18 protein-coding genes are annotated in these 21,284 nt (G+C 39.7%); 3 read left to right on the top strand and 15 right to left on the bottom strand.

Annotated features, from left to right (window positions below; all coding sequences use genetic code 11):
* Nucleotides 1–4: 4 nt before the first annotated feature.
* From ACVBAX_RS06615 to ACVBAX_RS06600, 4 genes are all read right to left on the bottom strand, one after another.
* Nucleotides 5–979, bottom strand: coding sequence for a VOC family protein (locus ACVBAX_RS06615; RefSeq protein ID WP_447116338.1), 975 nt, complete (start codon nt 977–979; stop codon nt 5–7).
* Nucleotides 976–1,914, bottom strand: a complete 939-nt coding sequence (locus tag ACVBAX_RS06610) for a fumarylacetoacetate hydrolase family protein (protein ID WP_447116337.1) — start codon at nt 1,912–1,914, stop codon at nt 976–978. The genes ACVBAX_RS06615 and ACVBAX_RS06610 overlap by 4 nt, the downstream gene beginning before the upstream one ends.
* A 163-nt stretch (nt 1,915–2,077) precedes the next feature.
* Nucleotides 2,078–3,025, bottom strand: a complete 948-nt coding sequence (locus ACVBAX_RS06605; RefSeq protein ID WP_447116336.1) for an alpha/beta hydrolase fold domain-containing protein — start codon at nt 3,023–3,025, stop codon at nt 2,078–2,080.
* A 2-nt stretch (nt 3,026–3,027) separates the two neighbouring features.
* On the bottom strand, nt 3,028–4,074 hold the full coding sequence (locus ACVBAX_RS06600; protein ID WP_447116335.1) for a quercetin 2,3-dioxygenase: 1,047 nt from the start codon (nt 4,072–4,074) through the stop codon (nt 3,028–3,030).
* Between the two features lie 236 nt (nt 4,075–4,310).
* On the opposite strand from ACVBAX_RS06600, the gene ACVBAX_RS06595 reads away from it, so the two are divergent.
* Nucleotides 4,311–5,201, top strand: coding sequence for a LysR family transcriptional regulator (locus ACVBAX_RS06595; RefSeq protein ID WP_447116334.1), 891 nt, complete (start codon nt 4,311–4,313; stop codon nt 5,199–5,201).
* Between the two features lie 46 nt (nt 5,202–5,247).
* Here ACVBAX_RS06595 and ACVBAX_RS06590 read toward each other — a convergent pair whose 3' ends face one another.
* Nucleotides 5,248–5,676, bottom strand: a complete 429-nt coding sequence (locus tag ACVBAX_RS06590) for an Rrf2 family transcriptional regulator (protein WP_447116333.1) — start codon at nt 5,674–5,676, stop codon at nt 5,248–5,250.
* Between the two features lie 194 nt (nt 5,677–5,870).
* Between ACVBAX_RS06590 and hmpA the strand changes: the two genes are divergently transcribed.
* The gene (gene hmpA / locus ACVBAX_RS06585; RefSeq protein WP_447116332.1) at nt 5,871–7,109 is read left to right on the top strand and encodes an NO-inducible flavohemoprotein; all 1,239 of its coding nucleotides are present in this window, start codon (nt 5,871–5,873) and stop codon (nt 7,107–7,109) included.
* A gap of 54 nt (nt 7,110–7,163) precedes the next feature.
* On the opposite strand, the gene ACVBAX_RS06580 is transcribed toward hmpA, so the two are convergent.
* Entirely contained in the window at nt 7,164–8,231 is a 1,068-nt protein-coding gene (locus ACVBAX_RS06580; RefSeq protein WP_447116331.1) for an NAD(P)H-dependent flavin oxidoreductase, read from the bottom strand.
* Nucleotides 8,232–8,445: 214 nt separating this feature from the next.
* Between ACVBAX_RS06580 and brnQ the strand changes: the two genes are divergently transcribed.
* The gene (gene brnQ, locus ACVBAX_RS06575) at nt 8,446–9,783 is read left to right on the top strand and encodes a branched-chain amino acid transport system II carrier protein (RefSeq protein ID WP_447116330.1); all 1,338 of its coding nucleotides are present in this window, start codon (nt 8,446–8,448) and stop codon (nt 9,781–9,783) included.
* Nucleotides 9,784–9,880: 97 nt separating this feature from the next.
* Here the strand turns inward: brnQ and ACVBAX_RS06570 are convergent, their stop codons facing one another.
* The 9 genes from ACVBAX_RS06570 to ACVBAX_RS06530 all read right to left on the bottom strand — a co-directional run bounded on the left by ACVBAX_RS06570 (nt 9,881) and on the right by ACVBAX_RS06530 (nt 21,274).
* On the bottom strand, nt 9,881–11,740 hold the full coding sequence (locus ACVBAX_RS06570; RefSeq protein ID WP_447116329.1) for a sigma-54-dependent Fis family transcriptional regulator: 1,860 nt from the start codon (nt 11,738–11,740) through the stop codon (nt 9,881–9,883).
* A gap of 167 nt (nt 11,741–11,907) precedes the next feature.
* Nucleotides 11,908–12,966 carry a 2,3-butanediol dehydrogenase gene (locus ACVBAX_RS06565; RefSeq protein ID WP_447116328.1) on the bottom strand — a complete coding sequence of 353 codons (1,059 nt, stop codon included), beginning with the start codon at nt 12,964–12,966 and terminating at the stop codon, nt 11,908–11,910.
* Nucleotides 12,967–12,985: 19 nt separating this feature from the next.
* Complete coding sequence (gene lpdA / locus ACVBAX_RS06560) at nt 12,986–14,365, bottom strand: dihydrolipoyl dehydrogenase (protein ID WP_447116327.1); 1,380 nt, start codon at nt 14,363–14,365, stop codon at nt 12,986–12,988.
* A gap of 16 nt (nt 14,366–14,381) precedes the next feature.
* On the bottom strand, nt 14,382–15,614 hold the full coding sequence (locus ACVBAX_RS06555) for a dihydrolipoamide acetyltransferase family protein (protein WP_447116326.1): 1,233 nt from the start codon (nt 15,612–15,614) through the stop codon (nt 14,382–14,384).
* Nucleotides 15,615–15,640: 26 nt separating this feature from the next.
* A complete protein-coding gene (locus ACVBAX_RS06550) occupies nt 15,641–16,669 on the bottom strand; it encodes an alpha-ketoacid dehydrogenase subunit beta (RefSeq protein ID WP_447116325.1) in 1,029 nt (342 codons plus the stop codon).
* A gap of 33 nt (nt 16,670–16,702) precedes the next feature.
* Nucleotides 16,703–17,695 (bottom strand): thiamine pyrophosphate-dependent dehydrogenase E1 component subunit alpha, encoded by a 993-nt coding sequence (locus ACVBAX_RS06545; RefSeq protein ID WP_447116324.1) that lies wholly within the window; start codon nt 17,693–17,695, stop codon nt 16,703–16,705.
* Between the two features lie 232 nt (nt 17,696–17,927).
* Nucleotides 17,928–19,103 (bottom strand): acetyl-CoA C-acetyltransferase, encoded by a 1,176-nt coding sequence (locus ACVBAX_RS06540; RefSeq protein ID WP_447116323.1) that lies wholly within the window; start codon nt 19,101–19,103, stop codon nt 17,928–17,930.
* Nucleotides 19,104–19,146: 43 nt separating this feature from the next.
* The gene (locus tag ACVBAX_RS06535) at nt 19,147–20,850 is read right to left on the bottom strand and encodes an acyl-CoA dehydrogenase family protein (RefSeq protein WP_447116322.1); all 1,704 of its coding nucleotides are present in this window, start codon (nt 20,848–20,850) and stop codon (nt 19,147–19,149) included.
* Between the two features lie 4 nt (nt 20,851–20,854).
* Nucleotides 20,855–21,274, bottom strand: coding sequence for an acyl-CoA thioesterase (locus ACVBAX_RS06530; protein WP_447116321.1), 420 nt, complete (start codon nt 21,272–21,274; stop codon nt 20,855–20,857).
* Between the last annotated feature and the right edge of the window lie 10 nt (nt 21,275–21,284).

Genomic DNA, 21,284 nt, shown 5'->3' with positions numbered 1-21,284 from the left:
TCCCTCACCCTCCTGTACTTGATTTCTCAATATCTGGTGTACCATATGTGTGGAACGTAGCTGGGAGAGGCGATCCCCAAGCTAATCCTTTTTTTCGTTCTTCTGGAGTCCATGTGACTGTTTCCCAATCAGGTGTATAAATTAAAAATCCACCCGAGCATACTTCAATCCGATTGCCTCCTGGTTCATACACGTATACGAACATCGTTTGTCCTGCCACATGTTTGTTAGGAGGAGCTTCAATATAAATTCCATTATCTAAAAACACATCTGCCGCTCGAAGAACCATTTCTGGAGTCTCTACTTTAAAGGCGGCATGGTGAAAACGTCCCTGGGCACCGGTTTTATCTAATGAAATCGCCATATCATACGACTTATTAGTCACATGTAGCCAAGCCGTTGTTTGTTTCCCTGTTTCTGTTACCGCTTGCTCACTTAGTTTGAAACCGAGGTACTTACGATAAAACAAACTATCCGCCTCCACATCAGGACTAAACAAATTAATATGATCAAGCTGTGTAACTGCTGCACCCCTCGCAGAATATTTTTGCGGCATATTTTTTAACCCAGGCTTTAAATGATCCGGTGTCATGTACCTATCCGCTTCGTAAAAGACTTCTATTTTATGTCCAGCCGGATCCATAAAACGATAGGAAGGACCATGTCCATAATCTCCGTCAGTCCATCCGATACCGTACTTACTATCCTTTAGATGATTTGCACGTTGTTCAAGTGCTTGTGAAGAAATGGTTCTCATCGCCACATGACCAAGCCCAGCTTGCTTGGCTTCCGTTAGCTTCAGACTATACAGCTGCTGATCGCCCCAGCCGCGTAAATAGACGGATTGTCCCTCACTTTTAATGACGGTCATCCCAAGTAATTCCTGGTAAAATTCAAGACTTTCATTTGGCTTAGGTGATAGCAATTCTATATGAGCTAAATGAGCAATATCCCGAATCGGCTCTTGAAAATTTGTCATGAAACACTCACCTCCTTAATCGTCGTCAAGATTGCTCCAATCCCTGAAATTTCGACTTTTACAACATCTCCATCTTGAAGGAACTTATTTTGCGCCTCACCGACACCTCCTGGAGTTCCCGTACAAACAATATCACCTGGTTCTAACGTACAAATCCCAGATAAAAATTCAACTAGATGATTTACGTTAAACAACAGCTGCTCCGTATTCGATTGTTGTCTTACTTCACCATTTACGGTTAAAGAAATATCAAGTGCATGGGGATTTGCAATTTCATCCTTCGTTACTAAAACTGGTCCTAATGGAAGACTTTTATCAAGTGTTTTTCCTTGCAGCCATTGAATGGTTCTTTTTTGCATATCGCGAGCCGTGATATCATTAGCCACCGTGTAGCCGTACACATAATTTAAAGCATCTTCTGCCTTTATGTTCTTTCCTTTCTTCCCAATCACGAATGCCAATTCTGCCTCATAATCTAGCTTCTTCGTTAACTCAGAATTAAGTGGAAAGACGTCGTTAGGAGCTGCAATCGCTGTTGCAAACTTAGCAAAAATAACCGGGTGAGCTGGGAAATCTCGCTTCATTTCAATAATATGATTCTTGTAATTCAAACCAACACAGATAATCTTATTTGGCTTTAATACCGGTGGTCCAATTTCTACCATATCTTTTTTATAGATGGCCGATGTTTCTTCTGAATGTCCAATTGCATAATCAATGGCTTCTTTTGCCTTCTGTATAGCCACATCCCCATTTGCAATAAATTCCACAGGATTAATCGGTAGTAAAGCGTTCGCAATCTCTTTTGCCCTTTGTTGCCCTTGTTTCTTTAACTGCTCTATATACGCTTGGTGCGGATCGATAATCGTATTTTCATCTACTAAAACACCTAGTCTGAGTGAATCATTATTTACGGAATATGTTAGTAATTTCAAGAAAACTCCTCCTCGTTTTTCAATCTAGCCATTGTGTTAGCCTGTAATTAAAATGATAAGGCAGAATAAAACTTTTTTGAAATACATAGATGTTATTTGAGAAATCGCAATTTCAGATGATTGATGCGTAAAAAAAAAGATACACCGCTGAACGGAGTACCTTTTAGTCCATTTTCATTAAATGTTTTTCAAAAAACCTTTCAATCATTTCAAATATTTTAACGTGGGTGGTTTCTGTCAGTTCTTTCTCCCCTGCCCGAGTCGTACGAAGCCTAGCAGAATAAGGTTCATGTTTGTCCAAATCATTGTTGTTGAAAAAGGCATGGCCAAAACCATCTATTAAACATAGCGTGGCATCATTGCCTTTTTCTAAGAGAGCTTGATAAAGTAATTCACTTTGATGTGCCGGTACTGCCGTATCATTTGTTCCATGCATAATCAGAAAAGGGGGTTCTCCGCCTTTAATGTACGTGATGGGATTGGCTTCTCGCACTCGGTCAGGTACCAAATGAATAGGAGCTCCAAGTAATTGAGATTCTGGAGAATTCATATCAGAGTGATGTCGGGTAGGATGAAGACGGTCCGTTTCTGGATCATTGGAAGGCATCTCAGATGTATGATGGAGATCCATTTGCAAGAAATCTGTTGGACCATATCCATCCACAACTGCCTGGACATTACAGGAAAAATCAGCACATCCATGCTCCAACTCTTCAAGAACTCCAGATCCTGTTGTTCCGGCTAATGCAGCCAAATGTCCGCCAGCAGATGAACCCCATAATCCTATATTTTCACTATCTAAATGATATTTATCAGCAACCGAACGGAGCCATCGGATGGCCGCCTTCACATCATGAATTTGTGCTGGAAACAAGGCTTCCCCGCTCAAACGATACTCTATACTGGCCATCACAAAGCCTTTTTCGGCAAAAAATTGGCAACAATCTGGCCCAAGCTTCCGATCCCCAATTCTCCAACCTCCCCCATGTATCCATACAATAACGGGAAAAGGTTCCTCTGCATGTTGTGGCAAATATAAATCCAGCAGTAACGGTTTTCCTTTGGGGGAGGAAAACACAAGGTCTGGTACAACTCTAACTCGATAACTCATATTCAACTAACCTCTTCAATATCAGAGGGACGTGGAGGCTTTCCTAATAGGGTCAAATCAATTTCCTGAATTCGCTGAATGACTCGATCAAACCGATAAGGTGCAGGTTCGCTAGGAAAAATAGGATGTTCATATTCATCTCCTAGAATTCGAAAGAAATCCTCAAAATCTCCTGGTGTTAATACCCCTAGAAACTTCGTATAGTGGGCATCACAACGGAAACGATGAGGCGTTTTTGCTGGAACGTAAGCAAAATCTCCTGGCAAGAGATGCAATTCTTCTCCATCTACCCAGAGAGTCATTTCTCCTTGCAGACACATAAAGGTTTCATTTGTAAACTCATGTGCGTGTTCTCCAATCGGCAACCCCTTTGGTCCCTCAGATACTAAAGCAATAAAATGACCGTCAGTCGCCTCTTTCGTAGTAAGAAGGGAATGAACCGTATCTCCACTCAAAAGATGTACTCCTTCTCCAGATTCAAGAACGTATGGTTTAGGCTCCTTTGGTATCGCACAACCTTTCACCAACTGAGCAAGCTCGGATACTTGCTTTCGATCAATCAATTTTATATCAATATTACTAGGAATGTTTGCTAGACAGTCTAAATCTAGGGGGTTTTTACAAACCGGTGGACGTTCAAATTTATCATAAGGCTCACCAATAAGTGGATATAGCTCAGCCACAGTTCCGTTAATGGTAAAAGACCAAAAGCGTGTTCGATGACTTTGCATGCAATACGAATGAACCGTGCCTGCAGGGATGTGAACATAATCTCCTGCTGTTAGTAGGTACTTTTCTCCATTGATCTCTACCTCAAGTCTACCATCAAGGACGACAATTCCTTCCTGGGCTTGTTCGTGTATATGTGCTGGAAAATAGTCCCCTTTTCCGCCTGATAATTGAACGATTTCTAGCATATCACCAGTACTTTTTGTTGTAGCAACGACCGAAGCTACCTGTGTTCCGAATAAGTATCTTTCACCCTCACCATTTCGAACATAATATGGTTTGCCTTCATTAGGTAATTTTCCAACGACCTGTACGACCATTTCACCACACCCCTAGCATATATTTTATTATAAAGCGCTTTCACATTTAACCATAAAACGAAATCGAAAGAATTGGAAATATTAGAGTTTGATTTCTGTAATCACGATTTCTGATTACTCTTGCTATTTTATTGAGCTAGACATCTGTTTGATATATGGGAAACTTTCCTTCCCTATCCTTTTATTCTCTTATTCTATGATAAAATAATAGAAAAATCATGACAAGAGAGGGTCTTATGGATATCCGCCAATTGCGTTATTTTATCACTGTTGCCGAGCATTTAAATTTTACGAAAGCTGCCAATCAGCTGTATGTTGCTCAATCCGCGATTAGCCAGCAAATTGCTGATTTAGAGGATCAAGTGGGCGTAAAACTATTTATCAGAAACAAACGCTCCGTCAAGCTCACCCCTGCAGGCTCTGTTTTTCTCAAAGAAGCCATTGAGATAGTGGAAAAAACATCCGGGGCCATTGAAAAAGCAAAGCAAACGGATGAAGGTATCATCGGTAGTCTTTCTATTGGTTTTTTGGCGGTACATGTTCGAAGTTTCCTACCAGAAGTCATCAAACGATTTCGTGATTTATATCCAAAAGTTGAACTCCATTTAAATCACTTTCCTAGTAAAATGCTAAAAGATGAATTAGAACATGGGGAACTAGATTTCGCTCTAACCCTCCCCTCCGGTCTTCATCGAATAGAAGAAATTGAAATTGAAACGGTTGCCAAAGAACCGTATTGCATTGTTATGCACAAAAATCATCCACTAGTAAACAACAAAAAAATTACTTTATCAGATGTGGCACAGGAACCCTTCATCATACATAATCGTCACGATTCACCTGTCGGTTCGTACGATTTTATTGTCCAGCTATGCGAGCAACATGGCTTCACTCCCAAAATAGTCAGCCAGCCTCGCTTTGTTGATACGGTACCCATACTTGTGGAATCAGAAATGGGAATCTCCATTTTACCTAAAAGCTTTGAAACGATTTCTAGCTCCTCACTTCGTTTTGTGGAAATTGATCAATTTGATGACCAAGACTTTGAGCTTGTCATTGCTTGGAAAAAGAACAATTTGAATCCATCCTTATCGCTGTTTTTGAAGGTACTAAGATCGGTTTTTTAGATGAATGAAAATAGTAAAAGGTTGCCAGAGCAACCTTTTACTTATATTAAAATAGTGTCTTTAACTCTTCCTTATTTTGCAGCAAATCCTCTAACGTATATCCGTCTAAAACCTTTAGATAAGAGTGTAATGCCTCATTTAATACATGTTTTAATTTACAAGCTGGACTAATTCGACAAGTGTTTCTCTTCTCATCAAAACATTCAACCATATTAATAGGGCTCTCTGTCAGACGAACAATTGACCCAATATTTATTTGAACTGGCTCCTTTGCTAGCCGAATTCCTCCGTTTCGTCCCCTAACCGTTTCAATCAACCCAAGCTTCCCTAATTCATAAACCACTTTACTTAAATGGTTATTCGATATGTTATAAAAACTTGAAATTTCTTTAATATTTGATTTTTCACCGCTCGATTGCATTCCTAAATAGATCAGTACACGTAATGTATAGTCTGTATATGCGGTTAATTGCATGGTAATCACCCTTGTTCTCAATTGCATTTTAGTAATTTAAATATAACATAAATAACATTTTCTCATCATAAATGTGAACATTCTGTTAAACATGTATTCAAAATATTGCTTTAAGTAATCATCAATGTCTAAAATAAACATGTATTTAAAATATATCTTTATCACTGTGAGAATATTATTAAGGGGAGATTAACATGACAACAGCCACAAGTCCATTAGATTCGAAAACGATTGAAATTATTAAATCTACGGTTCCTGTCTTAGCACAACATGGGGAAGCCATTACCAAGAGATTCTACGAAATGATGTTTTCAAATCATCCAGAGTTGTTAAATATCTTCAACCATGCCAATCAAAAACAAGGCAGACAGCCTAAAGCACTCGCGAATACTGTCTATGCTGCCGCTGCATATATTGATAATTTAGAAGCCATTCTACCCGTTGTTAGACAAATTGCCCATAAACATAGAAGTTTACAAGTCAAAGCTGAGCATTATCCTATCGTCGGAAAACATTTATTATTGGCAATAAAAGATGTACTTGGCGATGCTGCGACCGATGACATTATTGACGCTTGGGGGAAAGCGTATGGTGTCATTGCTGATGTATTTATTCAAGTAGAGAATGAAATGTATGAGGAAACGGTTTCTCAATCTGGTGGCTGGAATGATTTCAGAGACTTCACTGTCGCTAAGAAAATAAAAGAAAGTGAAGCAATCACCTCTTTCTACTTACAGCCAAAGGATGGTAAGGGGATTCCTACTTTCACTCCTGGACAGTATATTAGCATTCGGGTACAAATTGCCGGCGAAGAGTACACACATATTCGTCAGTATAGCTTATCTGACAGTCCTGAAAAAGAGTACTACCGTATTAGTGTAAAAAAGGAAACCTCTTCTTCTGAACATATCCCAAACGGGAAAGTATCCACTTACTTACACGATACCATCCAAGAAGGAGATACTTTAGAAGTGACAGCTCCTGCTGGTGACTTTGTTTTAGATGTGGAATCTGCCGAACCTGTTGTATTCTTAAGCGGTGGTGTTGGTATTACACCGATGATTAGTATGCTAAATACCATTGCTTCTCAACAGCCAAATCGGAAAGTCACATTTATTCACGCTGCTATTAACGGAACAACTCACGCTATGCATGAACATGTTAAAGAACTTTCCAATCAATCGGAGAATATCGAGTATCATCTCTGCTATGAAAAGCCAACAGAAATAGATGCATTGAACAAAGAGTTTGATAAAGAAGGATATATTGACCTACCATGGATTGATTCTATCGTTAAAGATAAAAACTCTTCTTTCTACTTCTGTGGTCCGATTCCATTCATGAAATCTGTAAATAACGCATTAAAAGACCTAGGAATTCCTTCTGATAAGATTCATTTTGAATTCTTTGGTCCAGCTGATCAGTTAAATTAAGTAATAAGTTAAAAAAGCCATTCTAGCTGATATAGCTAAATGGCTTTTTTACACTCAAAATTCTTTCAACAACTGATCGACCTGAGAAACTATACCAGAGATAAGTTCATTAACAGATTGACGTTGACTCATCCTAACCCCTTGACCCGACCAAAGAGACATATACTCAGGATTATTTTGTCTTGCAGCTTCTTTTCTGATATGACTAGTTAAGTAATGTTGAAGAGGATAAGCTGGTAATAAGTTTTCTCTGCTCTTTAGCTCTTTCATAAACTGATTATTAATTCCTCTAGCCGGTTTTCCTGAAAACACGGTAGTTAACATTGTCTCGTCTTCGGTTGCTTGTAGAATAGCATTTTTGTGCTGTTCATGTGCTCCACTCTCTGTCGTAGTGAGAAAAGCTGTCCCCATTTGAACTCCCTCTGCTCCTAAAAACATAGAAGCTATCAAACCTCTCCCATCCATCACCCCGCCGGAGGCAATGACGGGAATGGTGACATGATCCACGACCTGAGGTACTAAAGCCATTAGGCCAACTAGGCTTTCTTGTGCATCTATTGCGAAAGTTCCCCGATGCCCCCCAGCTTCACTTCCTTGAACCACAACAGCATCCATCCCAACATTTTCATTGATAATAGCTTCATTCACAGTTGTGGCTGTTCCAATGACCATGATCTTATGTTTTTTTAATTCTTTTATTACTTCCTTTGATGGAATCCCAAATGTAAACGAGCACACACGCACATTTTCTTCAATGATAATTTTTAGTTTTTCATCAAATGTAGAACCATTTTCATATGTAGGTAATTCCCCTTTAATCCCTAATGTGTTTCTAAAAGGTTGTAAGAGTTCGTTTGCTTCATTAATCTCTTCATCTGAAATCTTTGGTGTTTCTTGTATAAATAAGTTAACTCCAAATGTTCTAGTAGTTAAAGCTTTTACTTCCCTTATCTGATGACGTAACTCATCAGGCTGCATATATCCAGCACCAATCATCCCTAAGGCACCGGCGTTTGACACCGAAGAGACAAGCCTAGAAGTTGTTACACCGCCTGCCATAGGTGCTTGAATGATCGGATAATCCAATCCTAGTAGTTTAGTTATTTTATTTTGGTACCACATCAATATCACCCTTTCAACCAATTTGACAATTTCATTTATTTTATATTTAAATTCGCTTATAATATCTCACTTTCCTTCTGTCTAGGATCGTTATTATCGAATAGTCAGATTGACAATAGAACGATAAATCTATATATTCGAATTTATTGTGACTACTAAAATATGTTCCTAATATAGTAGTTTAATCAAAAAAACATCTAGAAGGAGTATCAACATGCAACAGAAAATACCATTTTCCACTTACGCATTGATCGGCACAATGCTATTCGGTCTTTATTTTGGAGCAGGAAATTTAATTTTCCCAATCCAATTAGGACAACTTGCAGGAACTAACTTTTGGCCTGCATTGATTGGCTTTTTAGTAACAGCGATTGGCCTTCCCTTTTTAGGAATCCTAGCAATTGGCCTATCTGGCAGTACAGGCCTTCGTGATTTAGCAAGCCGCGTGCATCCACTTTTTGGTGTCGTATTTGCGATGGCCCTTTACTTAACAATTGGACCATTTTTTGCGATCCCACGTACGGCAACCGTACCATTCGTTGTTGGCTTTGAACCGTATATTAATCCAGACTCAGCAAGTTTATGGCTTGGACTGTTTAGCCTTGTATTTTTCGCCATTGTTTATTATTTCTCATTAAACCCAGCAAAGATTATGGACTACGTTGGAAAATATTTAACACCGGCCTTTTTACTATTTTTATTTATATTAATTGTGACTGCGATTTTGAAGCCGATGGGTGACTTTGGTGAACCAACAGGTGACTATAAAAACCTAGCCTTTATGACAGGCTTTAAAGAAGGCTATAACACAATGGATGCCCTTGCCTCCCTTGCTTTCGGAATCGTAGTCATCAACACGATTAAAAGCCAAGGCATCACTCAAACAAAAGCGATTGCCAAAGCAACTTGGCAATCTGGTGTGTTTGCAATGGGACTTATGACGCTTATTTACGGTCTTATTACGTACATGGGGGCATCGAGTATAACCGCAGTTGGAACCTTTACGAATGGCGGGGAGATATTTGCTGCCGTTTCTCAGCATTACTTCGGATCATTCGGTAATATTTTATTAGCGATTATTATTGTTCTCGCTTGTTTAAAAACGAGTATTGGACTTATTACGGCGTGTAGTGAATTTTTCCATAATGTATTTCCAAAAGTAAGTTACCGTTGGTTTGTACTTTTGTTATGTGTCGTTTCTTTTGCCATAGCGAATTTCGGTTTGAACAATATCATTTTGTTTGCTATCCCAGTATTAATGTTCTTATATCCGTTAGCGATTGTTCTTATCTTATTAGCTTTATTTTCACCCTTATTTAAAGGAAAACAAAGCGTATTCGCTGCATCGATGCTTCTCACGTTCTTTGTCAGTATCATTGATGGGTATAGTACTTTAGCAGCTTATTTACCTGAAACAACAGTAGGATTTTTTGAATCAATTAAAACTATTTATTTAGATTATTTACCACTTTATGAAATTGGACTTGGATGGATGCTTCCAGCTTTTATTGGCGTGATTATCGGGTTGATTTGGCCGAGTAAAGCGAAATAGTGAATAATAGAAAGGAGGAAGTTTCAACGAACTTCCTCCTTTCTATCTTCTAAAATGTCATAAAAACTACTACTTCTCCTCCAGCTTCACAGGAACATCACAAACTAAACCTCTGCAACCTCTTATAAAATGTACTTCTTGGGATATCAAGCAATTTAGCTGCTGCTGTGACATTCCCCTTTGTTTTTTTCAATGCATCCAGCATGAGATCTCGTTGAATTCTTTCACGTGGCTTTAATTGGTTTTGGGTTGATTCTATTTCATCCTTAGGCTCACTTGGCATTTGCTTAGTAGGCAGAATCTCCTTGCACAGAGCTTGAATTGATCCCTGCCATTCTGGAAGCATAATATGCAACCTCTCCAAAATATTGGTTAGTTCTCTTATATTTCCAGGCCAATCATACTCTATTAATTTATCCATTATACCCTCCGACTGACCGATGCTCCAGTCGTATTTTTGACAAATATAACTTACAAGATGAGGGATATCCTCTTTTCTATCTCGTAAAGCAGGAGCTTCAATTGGATACACATGCAATCGATAATAAAGGTCCTCTCTGAATTCCCCTTTCCCTACTAGCTCTGACAAATCACGGTGGGTTGCTGTAATGACACGTACATCTATAGGTACTTCCTTTATGCTTCCAATCGGAGTCACCTTTCTCTCCTGAAGCACTCGTAATAGAGCAACTTGCATCGTTTGTGGTATTTCTCCAATTTCATCTAAAAAAATGGTCCCTTTATTTGCCTGTTCAAACTTCCCTTTATACCCCTGTCGTCTCGCACCAGTAAAAGCTCCTTCTACATAACCGAATAACTCGCTTTCCATCAAATCTCTTGGTATGGCCCCACAATTTAAGGAAATAAACGGTCCGTTTTTACGAAGACTATTTTCATGTATAGCTCTAGCAATCAGTTCTTTTCCTGTCCCTGTTTCTCCTGTAATAAAAACAGAGGTATCAGATGGAGCTACGATTTTTATCTTTTGTAGCGTATTTTGAAAAACAAGACTGACCCCTGTTTCCCCTTTAAAAAGAAACGTATTTTCTGAATGAGAAAAAAACAGTCGGTTCTGTTCTTTAACGATTTCCGATAAAAAGAAGCATCTTCCATTGCTACGGTAGTCCTCCGTTAATAAAGAAGACATTTCCAAATCAATCTTATACTTGTTATGTAGTAACTCATGAAGGTGCATACCAATTACTTGGGGAAATTTTTCTCGGATGGGTTTACTTGCAGATAGAATTAGATTGTTATGATTACAGACTATGAAGAGGTGATTTTTATGTGTTTCTGCTAGAATCAGCGCTTGTTGGATAAGGGCTACTTCTTGTTGGTAAGACCTACTAGTGATTTCTTTTTCAATCGCATAGGAAATAGATGTTACCATTCCAATCATAAAAGGATGGGAAGACTCTACTGGGCAAGAAACATCAATCACTCCTAACAATCTTCCATCTTCTTTAACGATTGGAGTGGCCGAACAGCTCCACTGATGAGAAGCAACCGAATAATGCTCTGGCCCGTGAATGATTACTGGTTCTTTTGTTTGTAACGCTGTTCCAATAGCATTTGTACCTACCTCTGTCTCCGTCCACCGCACACCTTCAACAAAATTTATTTTTTTTGCATTCGTTAACGTTCTTTCATTTCCAGACAAGGAAAGAACATATCCATCAGGGTCAACCAATAAGGCCATCATGCCCGATTCTTTTATTGGTTGATCCATCTTCTTTAAAAAAGGGGTAGCCAATTCGATAAGAAGAGCATGTTCCTCCTTTTTTGCACTTAATTCCTCATGGGTGAGTACATAGTGCGCTTTATTTAGATAAGGGTTCACCTTTTCTGTCTTACACCTGTACCATGACTCTAGAATTCTTTTATTTAATCGAGCTGAATCGAGCACGCCTTCCTTAATAAAACGCTTCCAAGCATCAAAATAAAAGGTAGTATCCATGAAACCTCCTCTATCCATGATAAGTTTTTCCACGTTTTTACCTGTGTAGGAATATATCTCCAACTATCATTATAGTAAAGGGTGTATTCGCTTTCAATGAGTAATCAGTCGTATATAGAAAATTCAAAAAATAAAGCCTTTACGTTTATTACGCAAAGGCTTAGAAATTATTGAGATGGGTCTACTAAAATCTTAATCTGATTCTTACTCCTTGTTAATGCATCAAACCCTTCATCGACTATTTGATTTAGGGAGATTTTTTTGGTAATTAGTCTTTCAGCTTGAATTTGGCTGTTCGCTATCAATTGAATCACTTGGGGGAAAATATTACGATAAGCAATAATACTTGTCATCTTTCTCTCAGTTAAAATAAAATTATTCACCGGAATAGTAGCTGGTTTTTCCCAAATGCTAATGTTTACTACATTCCCTTCGGCTTTCGTCGCTTGGATAGCTGTGTTAATTGTTGCATCAATTCCAGCCACCTCAAAGGCAACATCCACCCCTAAGCCATTCGTATAGCTTTTTATTTCTTCCACGGCATCCACTTCCATTGGATCGATGACCATATGAGCCCCTACTTGTAACGCTATTTCACGACGTTCAGGAGAAACCTCAACCGCAATAATCTGACTTGCTCCTGCTGCTTTCGCTGCTTGAATAACTAATAAACCGATTGGTCCTGTACCGATAACTGCGACAGAGTCCCCAATTCTCATTTCACTCTGTCGAACAGCATGTACAGCTACAGCTGTCGGCTCGACAAGTGCAGCCTGTTCCCATGACATATGGTCAGGAATTTTATGAACCATCTTATCTGGGACGACACTGTATTCCGAAAAACCTCCAAGCCCACCCGAAAGACCTATAAACCCGAGCTGTTCGCATACGTTATAATGTCCCTTTAAGCATGAAGCGCACGTTCCACAGTTATAAATCGGTTCAATGCATACACGGTCCCCTATCTTGAATCTGCTAACTTCATTACCTACTTCAACTATTTCACCAGCATACTCATGTCCCATCACAATCGGAGCTTGATCATCCGAGAGGGGGTGCGGCTCTTCAACGGGTATAAAAATTGGCCCCGCTAGATATTCGTGTAAATCCGACCCACATATTCCACAATACGATACTTTTATTTTTACCTGATCTTTTTCTACAACAGGTTCAGGAATACTTTCCACTCGTATATCTTCTCTGTTATACCAGAGAGCAGCTCTCATTACCATTCCTCCTATTATTTTAAACATGTACCGCATGACCTATGGCATTTAACAACGCTTCATGGACCGCCTCTGAAAGCGTGGGATGTGCAGCAATGAAGCTTTCTAATAAATCCGTTGTCATTTCAGCATGAAGCATAACCGTCGCTTGACCAATGAGTTCTGTCGCATGCGCTCCCACAATGGTTACCCCAATGATTTCCCCGAACTCCGGTTCAATTAATACTTTTACTTTTCCAAGCTGCTTACCTGAAATGAGTGCCTTTCCATTCGCAGCAAAAGGAAACTCACCTATTCGGATGTCACCGTATTGTTCTCTTGCTTGCTTTTCCGTTAACCCTACACTAGCGATTTCTGGTGAAGTGTAAATACAGCGAGGGACAGCGCGATAATGGACTTGAGCTTCCTCTCCGCAAGCTTGTAATGCTGCTACCTTTCCTTCGTGGAAAGCGACATGTGCCAGTTGAATCCCACCAATCACGTCTCCACAGGCATAGATGTTTGAAATATTCGTTTCCATGCAATCATTCACGAAGATTCCTTTATTGGAAAAATCAAGCCCGATATGCTCTAGGCCTAGATTTTGTACTCTCGGTTTCCGACCTATTGAAACAAGCACAAGGTCTGCATGTAGCTCTTTAGACCCTTCTTCGTTTTCATAAACTACTTTCTTATTTTCTTTTTGTAAATCCTTAACCGCTGTTGATGTTTGAATGGTGACACCATCGTCTTCTAGCTGTTTATGTAAGATGGCCGCCACATCTTCATCCTCACCCGGTAATAGCTGGCAAGACATCTCGATTATAGTCACCTTCGTACCCAATCTACTATACACACTAGCAAACTCACAGCCTATCACTCCTCCACCAATAATCACCATAGATTCAGGAGTCTCCTTAATTGACAGAGCGTGACTACTATTCATGATCCACTGACCGTCAAAAGGAGCAAAAGGTAAAGCAACTGGTTCTGAACCTGTTGCAATGATGAGTTTGTCGGCAGAAACTTCTTTTTGTATCCCTTCCGATTCTACCCGAACCACTTGGCTGGTTAAACAGGTAGCTTTTCCATTGATCACTTTCACTTTGTTTTTTCTCATTAAATAATGAATCCCCTGAACAAGAGTGGAAACAATTTGTTTTTTCCGTTGCTGAATACTTTGCCAATCAACCTCTATTTCGTCCAGTGGGAGTCGTATGCCAAATTCAATTGCATGCTGGACCTGATTAAATACCTCTGCGCTTTCGAGAAGAGTCTTCGTTGGCATGCATCCTTCATTTAAACAAGTCCCCCCTAAGGGCCCTTGGTCAATAAGAGTTACTTCATGTCCCTGCTGGGCTGCCGTAATCGCAGCCACATAACCAGCAGGTCCACCCCCAATAATCATAATTCCATTCAAAAGAATCCCCTTCTTTCTAAAAAAGCATCGTGATAGGATCTTCTAAAAACTTTTTCACCGTTTGTAAAAAGGCAGCAGCCGGAACTCCATCGAGTACACGGTGATCGAACGTTAAGCTAAGTGGTAAGATACTTCTTTTCTCGATAGTCTCGCCAACAAATTCAGGGGTATCATACACAGCACCTACACCAAGGATTCCAGCTTCCGGTGGATTCAATACAGGCGTAAAATGAGCGACTCCATAAGCACCTAGATTACTAATAGTAAACGTGGAACCCTGCATTTCATCTTGACTAAGCTGCCCTTCTCTCGCCTTTTTGGCTAGTGCTTTAATACTTCTAGAAAGGTCAATAAGAGTTGATTGATCAGCATTTCGGATTACAGGAACGACTAATCCTCTTTCAAGGGCCACAGCCATTCCAAGATGAACCTGTTTGTATAAATGGATAGTGTTTTCAATATAAGCACTATTCATTTGCTCATGCTGTTTTAACGAAAGAACTACAGCTCTTGCGATAAAATCGGTAACGGTTAACTTATTGTCAAAATGAGTTTGAACAGTTTCCATTGTTTGCTTTTGCAAGGCAATTAAATTTGATACATCCACTTTCATGTTAATGGTCAGCTGAGCAGATGTTTGGAGACTGTCATACATTCTTTCCGCAATCACTTTTCGAATACCGGTAACAGGAATTTGTTGACTTTCTTCTAGCGATTCAACTGAAGTATGTGCAGGCTTAGTTACCTCGTCAACTTGTGGCGACCGTGCCTGTTTTAATGCTTCTTGTACATCTTCCTTGGTAATTCTGCCTCCTGGCCCTGTTCCTTGAATGCTTTCAATGTCTAATCCACCAGCCTCAGCCATTTTTCTAGCAACTGGAGATATTTTAATACGATCGCGAGCTGTTCTCGCTAGTTTTTTAGGCTCCGTTTGTTCCAGCTGCACAGAAGCAGAAGCTTCATTTTCACCTTCTGTTTCTAGTATTTTCGTGACAGAACCTATATTTTCTCCTGGATTTCCGATATAACAAATAACTGTACCTGGAGGAACTCCTTCACCTTCAGGAACCGCAATTTGCAATACGGTTCCTTCTGCTGGGGATTCAACATCAATTTCAATTTTTTCGGAGCTTACACTGGCAATCGGTTCACCTTTTCCGACCCTATCACCTACTGTTTTGTTCCATACGGAAACAGTCCCTTCTTTCATAGCCATTCCCAGTTTGGGCATTACTACTTCTACCGCCATGATTTCCTCTCCTTCCAGCTCTCTATCTATACTTCAATTGGTGTACCTAACAATTCAGACACCACTTTAACCACACGTTCTGGCTTCGGTAAATAAATGTCCTCTAATGGAGGCGAGAATGGTACTGGAGTATGTGGTGCAGTGATCCGCTTAATAGGTGCATCAAGGGTATCAAACCCTTTATCTGCCACAAGCGCTGCGATATCTGTTGCAATACTACATCTTGGATTTGCTTCATCAATAACGATAAGTCGATTCGTTTTTGCTACCGACGAAAGAATCGTTTCTTCGTCCAATGGTGAAAGACTTCGAGGATCTACGACTTCCACTTCGATTCCACTTGCTGCAAGTGTGGCTGCAGCTTCTAATGCGGTATGCACCTGCTTTCCGATTGCAACGATCGTCACATCAGAACCTTCGCGTTTGATATCTGCTTTTCCTAATGGAAGCGTATAATATCCTTCTGGAACATCACCTGTCATGTTATATAGTGTCTTATCTTCAAAAAAGATGACCGGGTCGTTATCTTCTATAGAAGCAAGCAATAACCCCTTCGCTTCATATGGAGTAGATGGAACAACCACTTTCACGCCTGGAATCGCAGTAAACAGCGCATACAAACTTTGAGAATGCTGGGCTGCAGCTCTAAAACCTGCTCCATGCATCGTCCGAATCGTAACGGGCACCTGTGCTTTCCCACCAAACATATAACGGAACTTTGCTCCCTGATTTAATACTTCATCTAAACAACTTCCGATAAAATCATTAAACATAAGCTCCGCAATTGGTCGGAGTCCTGTGGATGCTGCTGCCATTGCTGCCCCCATATAACCAGCTTCTGAAATTGGAGTATCTAAAATTCGATCACGACCAAATTCCTGTACAAGTCCTTTTGTTACTCCTAGTACACCGCCCCATGCATCCTCATCCTGCAGATGGTCAACTTGCGCTCCTCCAGCAACATCCTCCCCCATTAAAATGACATTTTCATCTTTTCTCATCGCTAGTTTCATAGCCTCATTGATTGCAGCTGACATACTCAATTTTCTTGTCATGATTGATTCCTCCTTTTATATGGATCATAGTTATTAATAAGACACATACACATCGGTTAATAAATCAGAGGCGTTAGGATATGGACTATCCTCACTAAACTTCACCGCTTGTTTTACAGCTTCTTCAACCGATTCTTCTAACTCAACTAATTCCTTTTCCGTTAAAATCTGTTCGCTTGCAATATGATTTCTAAAAAGTAAGATTGCGTCTTTTTCCGTTTTATGCTCTAGCCTTTCTTGTTCTGTTTTGTATTTTTGAGCATCCCCTTCGAAGTGACCGTAATTACGATACGTTACGCACTCAATAAGAGTAGGACCTTCCCCACGTCTTGCTCTTTGAACTGCTTCTTCAGCAGCTTGGTAAACGGCAAGAACATCCTTCCCATCGACTTTAATACCAGGAATGTTATAGGCACTCGCACGATCAACAATCGATTTACAGCTGGATGCATAGGAAAAAGGAGTGGCTTCTGCATAGCCATTATTTTCAGCAACAAACACAACAGGAAGCTTCCATATTGCAGCTAGATTAATGCCTTCATGGAAAGTCCCGTGGTTTTGAGCACCATCCCCAAAGAAGCAAACGCTTACATTATTAGTCTTTTTATACTTAGCCGTGAGAGCCGATCCACAAGCGAGTGGAAATCCGCCACCAACAATTCCATTAGCACCAAGCATCCCTTTATCAAGATCCGCAATATGCATAGAACCGCCCTTACCTCTACATAATCCTGTCACCTTTCCATAAATTTCAGCCATCATACCATTCAAATCGCAGCCTTTAGCAATACAATGTCCATGCCCACGATGAGTACTTGTAATGCTATCTTTATCATTTAAATGGGCACATACCCCTACAGCTACTGCTTCTTCTCCCGCATATAAGTGAACAAAACCTGGCAAGATCCCTTGTGCAAATAACTCATGAACACTGTCCTCAAAATTACGAATCTCTAACATCTTTTGATACATCCACTGTGCTTTTTCCTTAGTTAAAGCCACATCTTTGCTTTCCAATGCTCTCATTTATTCCAACCTCCTAGGAAAAATTCATTACACCATTTTTATTGCAAGAATTGTGCCAACATAAAAAGCAATACACTAGGGGTTTCAAAATGAAATCAAAGATAAAAAAGAGACAAAGTGAGACATATGTCTCGTTTTGTCTCTTTTTGATTCCTTTTTCTATGTATAAAAAAATCGCACTAGTGAAAGCTCACCGTGCGATTACATTTACTTCTTTTCAGATTAAATATTTTTATAACCTCTCCCAAATCGTGGCGATTCCTTGTCCCCCACCTATGCAAACAGCAGATGCACCATATTTTCCACCACGTCTTTGTAATTCATAAGCTAGAGCAAGAGTAATTCTCGTTCCACTAGCGGCAAGTGGGTGTCCTAGAGCAATCGCACCACCATTTACGTTTCCAATTTCAGGATCAAATCCCAGCTCTTTTTGACAAGCAAGATACTGTGCCGAGAATGCTTCATTGATTTCGATTAAGTCCAAATCCTTCAGTGTAAGGTTTGCTTTTTGCAATGCGCTTTGAATCGCTGGAACAGGTCCAATCCCCATATATTTTGGGTCAACACCGACCACTGCCCACGATACTAGTCTTGCGATTGGCTTTAATCCTTTTTCAGCGGCAAACCCACTAGAAGTGATAATAACTGATGCTGCCCCATCGACCATTCCACTTGCATTTCCCGGCGTAACAATTCCATTCTCTCTAAAACGAGGCTTTAACTTCGCAAGCTTCTCCAGGCTGGTTTTTCGGACATGTTCATCCTGATTAACGATTTTACTTGCTTTCCTTTCTTTTGCTTCAACTGGAACAATTTCCTCTGCCATATATCCCCTTTCGATTGCGGCTAGAGCCCGTTCATGACTGGTAAGTGCATGAATGTCAGCCTCTTCACGAGAAATGCCATATTTTTCGGCTAAATTTTCTGCTGTATCAGCCATCGTGCAGTCACCAACGGTATCGTATAATCCGTCCCATACCCAGTCTTCAATGGCAGGTCCACCAAGCGGACTACCCCACCTCATCCCTGGAATAACATGAGGAACATTACTCATACTTTCTGTTCCACCAGCAAGTACAGCCTTTGCTTCACTCGTCAAAATATACCTTGCTGCTGTGATAATTGCTTCAACACCGCTACCGCATAAGCGATTGATTGTTAAAGCTGGAACATCTACAGGTAGACCAGCCTTTAAACCAATATGACGAGCTAAAATATGTGCATCCTTACTTGATTGTTGAACATTTGCGAAGACGACGTGATTAATATCTTCAGGATTAATATTCGCTTTTAGAATCGCTCCTCGTGCAGCTTCCACCCCTAAATCGGTAGCTGATATCCCTCTAAAGGTACCTGAAATTTCTGTAAATGCCGTTCGTGCCCCATCCACCAAAACGATATTGCTCATGTTTCACCACTCCTTATAAAACGCTCAGATGAAAGCGATCAAATTAACAATAATAACGTTCTTTCTCTAATACAACATCAGCAATTCTTCGTTTGATTAACACATTATTTTCTGAACTGCTCATGATCAAACGACTAGCAAATCGAGAAAAGATTTCTTCATCACCAAAATGGTTAATCATGTTTAATGCCCTGAGTGCAATCTGTTGAGAAGCTTCATGAGTGTATACTTTAGTACAATCAAGCTTCTGTCTGTTCTTTTCCTCACCCAATCTCATGATTAATTTTTCAGTTCTTAAAATAGCGCTTTCAATAGCGTAAATAGTAATAACCATATCAGCAAGTAATGCGGCAATTTCTTGCTCTATTTGAAAATTACTAAGGCTATTCTTATTTATAGACTGAATAGCAGCATGAAATAGTTTTTTTATTAGTTGAAGAATCTGTCTTTCATGTTGAAGTAACCCATTTTTCCACTCTTCGCCTTCAGATAAATCTGCATGGTTTTTAAAGACAGTGGTGGCAATGAGTAGTCTATTAATTTCATTTGTTCCCTCAAAGATTCGATTAATTCTAGAGTCACGATACAGGGTTTCAATTTCATACTCTCTCATATAACCGTAACCACCGTGAATCTGAACCGCTTCATCAACAATTTCATCTAGTGCTTCTGTAGACATGACTTTATTAATGGAACACTCTACTGCATAAAGTGCAATTGTAGTAGCAAAATCAGCCCCAGTTTTTTTCATATAATCGAAGCCTTCTTCCATCATTCCCGCTGTTCTATAGATAGCACTTTCATTGACATACGTTTTAATTACCATATCAGCCACTTTATTCTTAATTAGATTAAACGCAGAAAGACACTGACCAAATTGCATTCGTTGGTTGGCATATTTTACTCCCAGTTCAATAGCTCGTTTAGCTGTACCGAGTGATGTTGCAGAAATCTTATGACGGCCGATGTTCAATACATTAAAAGCAATTTTATGTCCCCGGCCTACTTCTCCAATAACATTTTCAATAGGAACCCGTACATTTTCTAAAATAAGTGATCGAGTAGAAGACCCTTTAAGCCCCATCTTCTTTTCTTCTGCACTTGTAGACACACCTTTAAAGCTCTTTTCAACAATAAAGGCGGTAAACTGTGTCCCATCCACTTTCGCATACACGATAAAAATATCAGCGAACGCAGAATTTGTAATCCATTGTTTTTCCCCATTTAATACATAATAATTTCCACACTGAGATAAGATGGCTATTGTTTTTACACTCATTGCATCTGTTCCTGAAGATGGTTCTGTCAAAGCATATGCAGCAATTTTTTCCCCACTTAAAATTTCTGGAAGATACTTATCTTTTTGGGTATTCGTTCCAAAATAAGCAATAGGTAATGCTCCAATCCCTGTTTGACCTCCAAAAGTAATAGCAAACGAACGGGCAAGTGCCATCTTTTCAGAAATAATGGTTGCACTAACCTTCCCTAATCCAAGACCACCATCCTCCTCAGGGATATCTGCACGTATAAGACCTAGTTCACCAGTTTTTTTCATTAATAAGACGGTTTCCTCAAACTCCTGATTTTCAATTTTCCCCAACTTTGGATAAACCTCGTTCATGACAAATTTACTTGCCAAATCTGCTAGCATTTGATGTACATCATGAAAATCCTCTGGTGTAAGAATGTCCCCTAGTAATCTACCAGTATATAAAAATGGATGATTTTGTCTTTTTTCAATAAGCATTTAACTATCCCTCCATTGCTTTGACTTGAGATACCATCTTTTCACGAATATAGTCTGGGATAGTTTGGGCTTTTGGTTTACCAGCAAAAGAGGCCCATGCACGGACTCCATAACCTTCGGCAACGATTTGGCCTTCTTTTATAAAAACATGCTTAATTTTAAAGACTTTGTTATGCAACTCTTCTATGGAGCTTTGTACCACAATATGGTCTTCAAACACGAGGGGGCTATTGAAAGCACAATTCGCCTCTAACAGAGGTACCCCAATTTGCTGTTCTGCAAAAAGCTTTGAAGAAGGATAACCTATTTTTGTAAAAAAAGCATGTGTTGCTTCATCCATCCATTTAAAGAAATTTGGATAATAAACGATACCTGCCGCGTCCGTATCTCCCCAACGTACTTGAAAATGATATTCCGATTTCATTTTTCTTACC

Source organism: Robertmurraya sp. GLU-23 (assembly GCF_052983275.1).
The sequence above is the reverse complement of the archived record's forward strand: the minus strand, read 5'-3'. Positions and strand labels throughout refer to the sequence as shown.

Excerpts from the sequence above, each read along its gene's own strand:
- ACVBAX_RS06550 (WP_447116325.1), bottom strand. The coding sequence starts at position 16,669 with ATGACAAGAAAATTGAGTATGTCAGCTGCAATCAATGAGGCTATGAAA.
- ACVBAX_RS06545 (WP_447116324.1), bottom strand. The coding sequence starts at position 17,695 with ATGAGAGCATTGGAAAGCAAAGATGTGGCTTTAACTAAGGAAAAAGCA.
- ACVBAX_RS06590 (WP_447116333.1), bottom strand. The coding sequence starts at position 5,676 with ATGCAATTAACCGCATATACAGACTATACATTACGTGTACTGATCTAT.
- ACVBAX_RS06540 (WP_447116323.1), bottom strand. The coding sequence starts at position 19,103 with ATGAGCAATATCGTTTTGGTGGATGGGGCACGAACGGCATTTACAGAA.
- hmpA (WP_447116332.1), top strand. The coding sequence starts at position 5,871 with ATGACAACAGCCACAAGTCCATTAGATTCGAAAACGATTGAAATTATT.
- ACVBAX_RS06535 (WP_447116322.1), bottom strand. The coding sequence starts at position 20,850 with ATGCTTATTGAAAAAAGACAAAATCATCCATTTTTATATACTGGTAGA.
- ACVBAX_RS06595 (WP_447116334.1), top strand. The coding sequence starts at position 4,311 with ATGGATATCCGCCAATTGCGTTATTTTATCACTGTTGCCGAGCATTTA.
- ACVBAX_RS06555 (WP_447116326.1), bottom strand. The coding sequence starts at position 15,614 with ATGGCGGTAGAAGTAGTAATGCCCAAACTGGGAATGGCTATGAAAGAA.
- ACVBAX_RS06565 (WP_447116328.1), bottom strand. The coding sequence starts at position 12,966 with ATGAGAGCTGCTCTCTGGTATAACAGAGAAGATATACGAGTGGAAAGT.
- ACVBAX_RS06570 (WP_447116329.1), bottom strand. The coding sequence starts at position 11,740 with ATGGATACTACCTTTTATTTTGATGCTTGGAAGCGTTTTATTAAGGAA.
- ACVBAX_RS06530 (WP_447116321.1), bottom strand. The coding sequence starts at position 21,274 with ATGAAATCGGAATATCATTTTCAAGTACGTTGGGGAGATACGGACGCG.
- ACVBAX_RS06580 (WP_447116331.1), bottom strand. The coding sequence starts at position 8,231 with ATGTGGTACCAAAATAAAATAACTAAACTACTAGGATTGGATTATCCG.
- brnQ (WP_447116330.1), top strand. The coding sequence starts at position 8,446 with ATGCAACAGAAAATACCATTTTCCACTTACGCATTGATCGGCACAATG.
- ACVBAX_RS06615 (WP_447116338.1), bottom strand. The coding sequence starts at position 979 with ATGACAAATTTTCAAGAGCCGATTCGGGATATTGCTCATTTAGCTCAT.
- ACVBAX_RS06605 (WP_447116336.1), bottom strand. The coding sequence starts at position 3,025 with ATGAGTTATCGAGTTAGAGTTGTACCAGACCTTGTGTTTTCCTCCCCC.
- ACVBAX_RS06600 (WP_447116335.1), bottom strand. The coding sequence starts at position 4,074 with ATGGTCGTACAGGTCGTTGGAAAATTACCTAATGAAGGCAAACCATAT.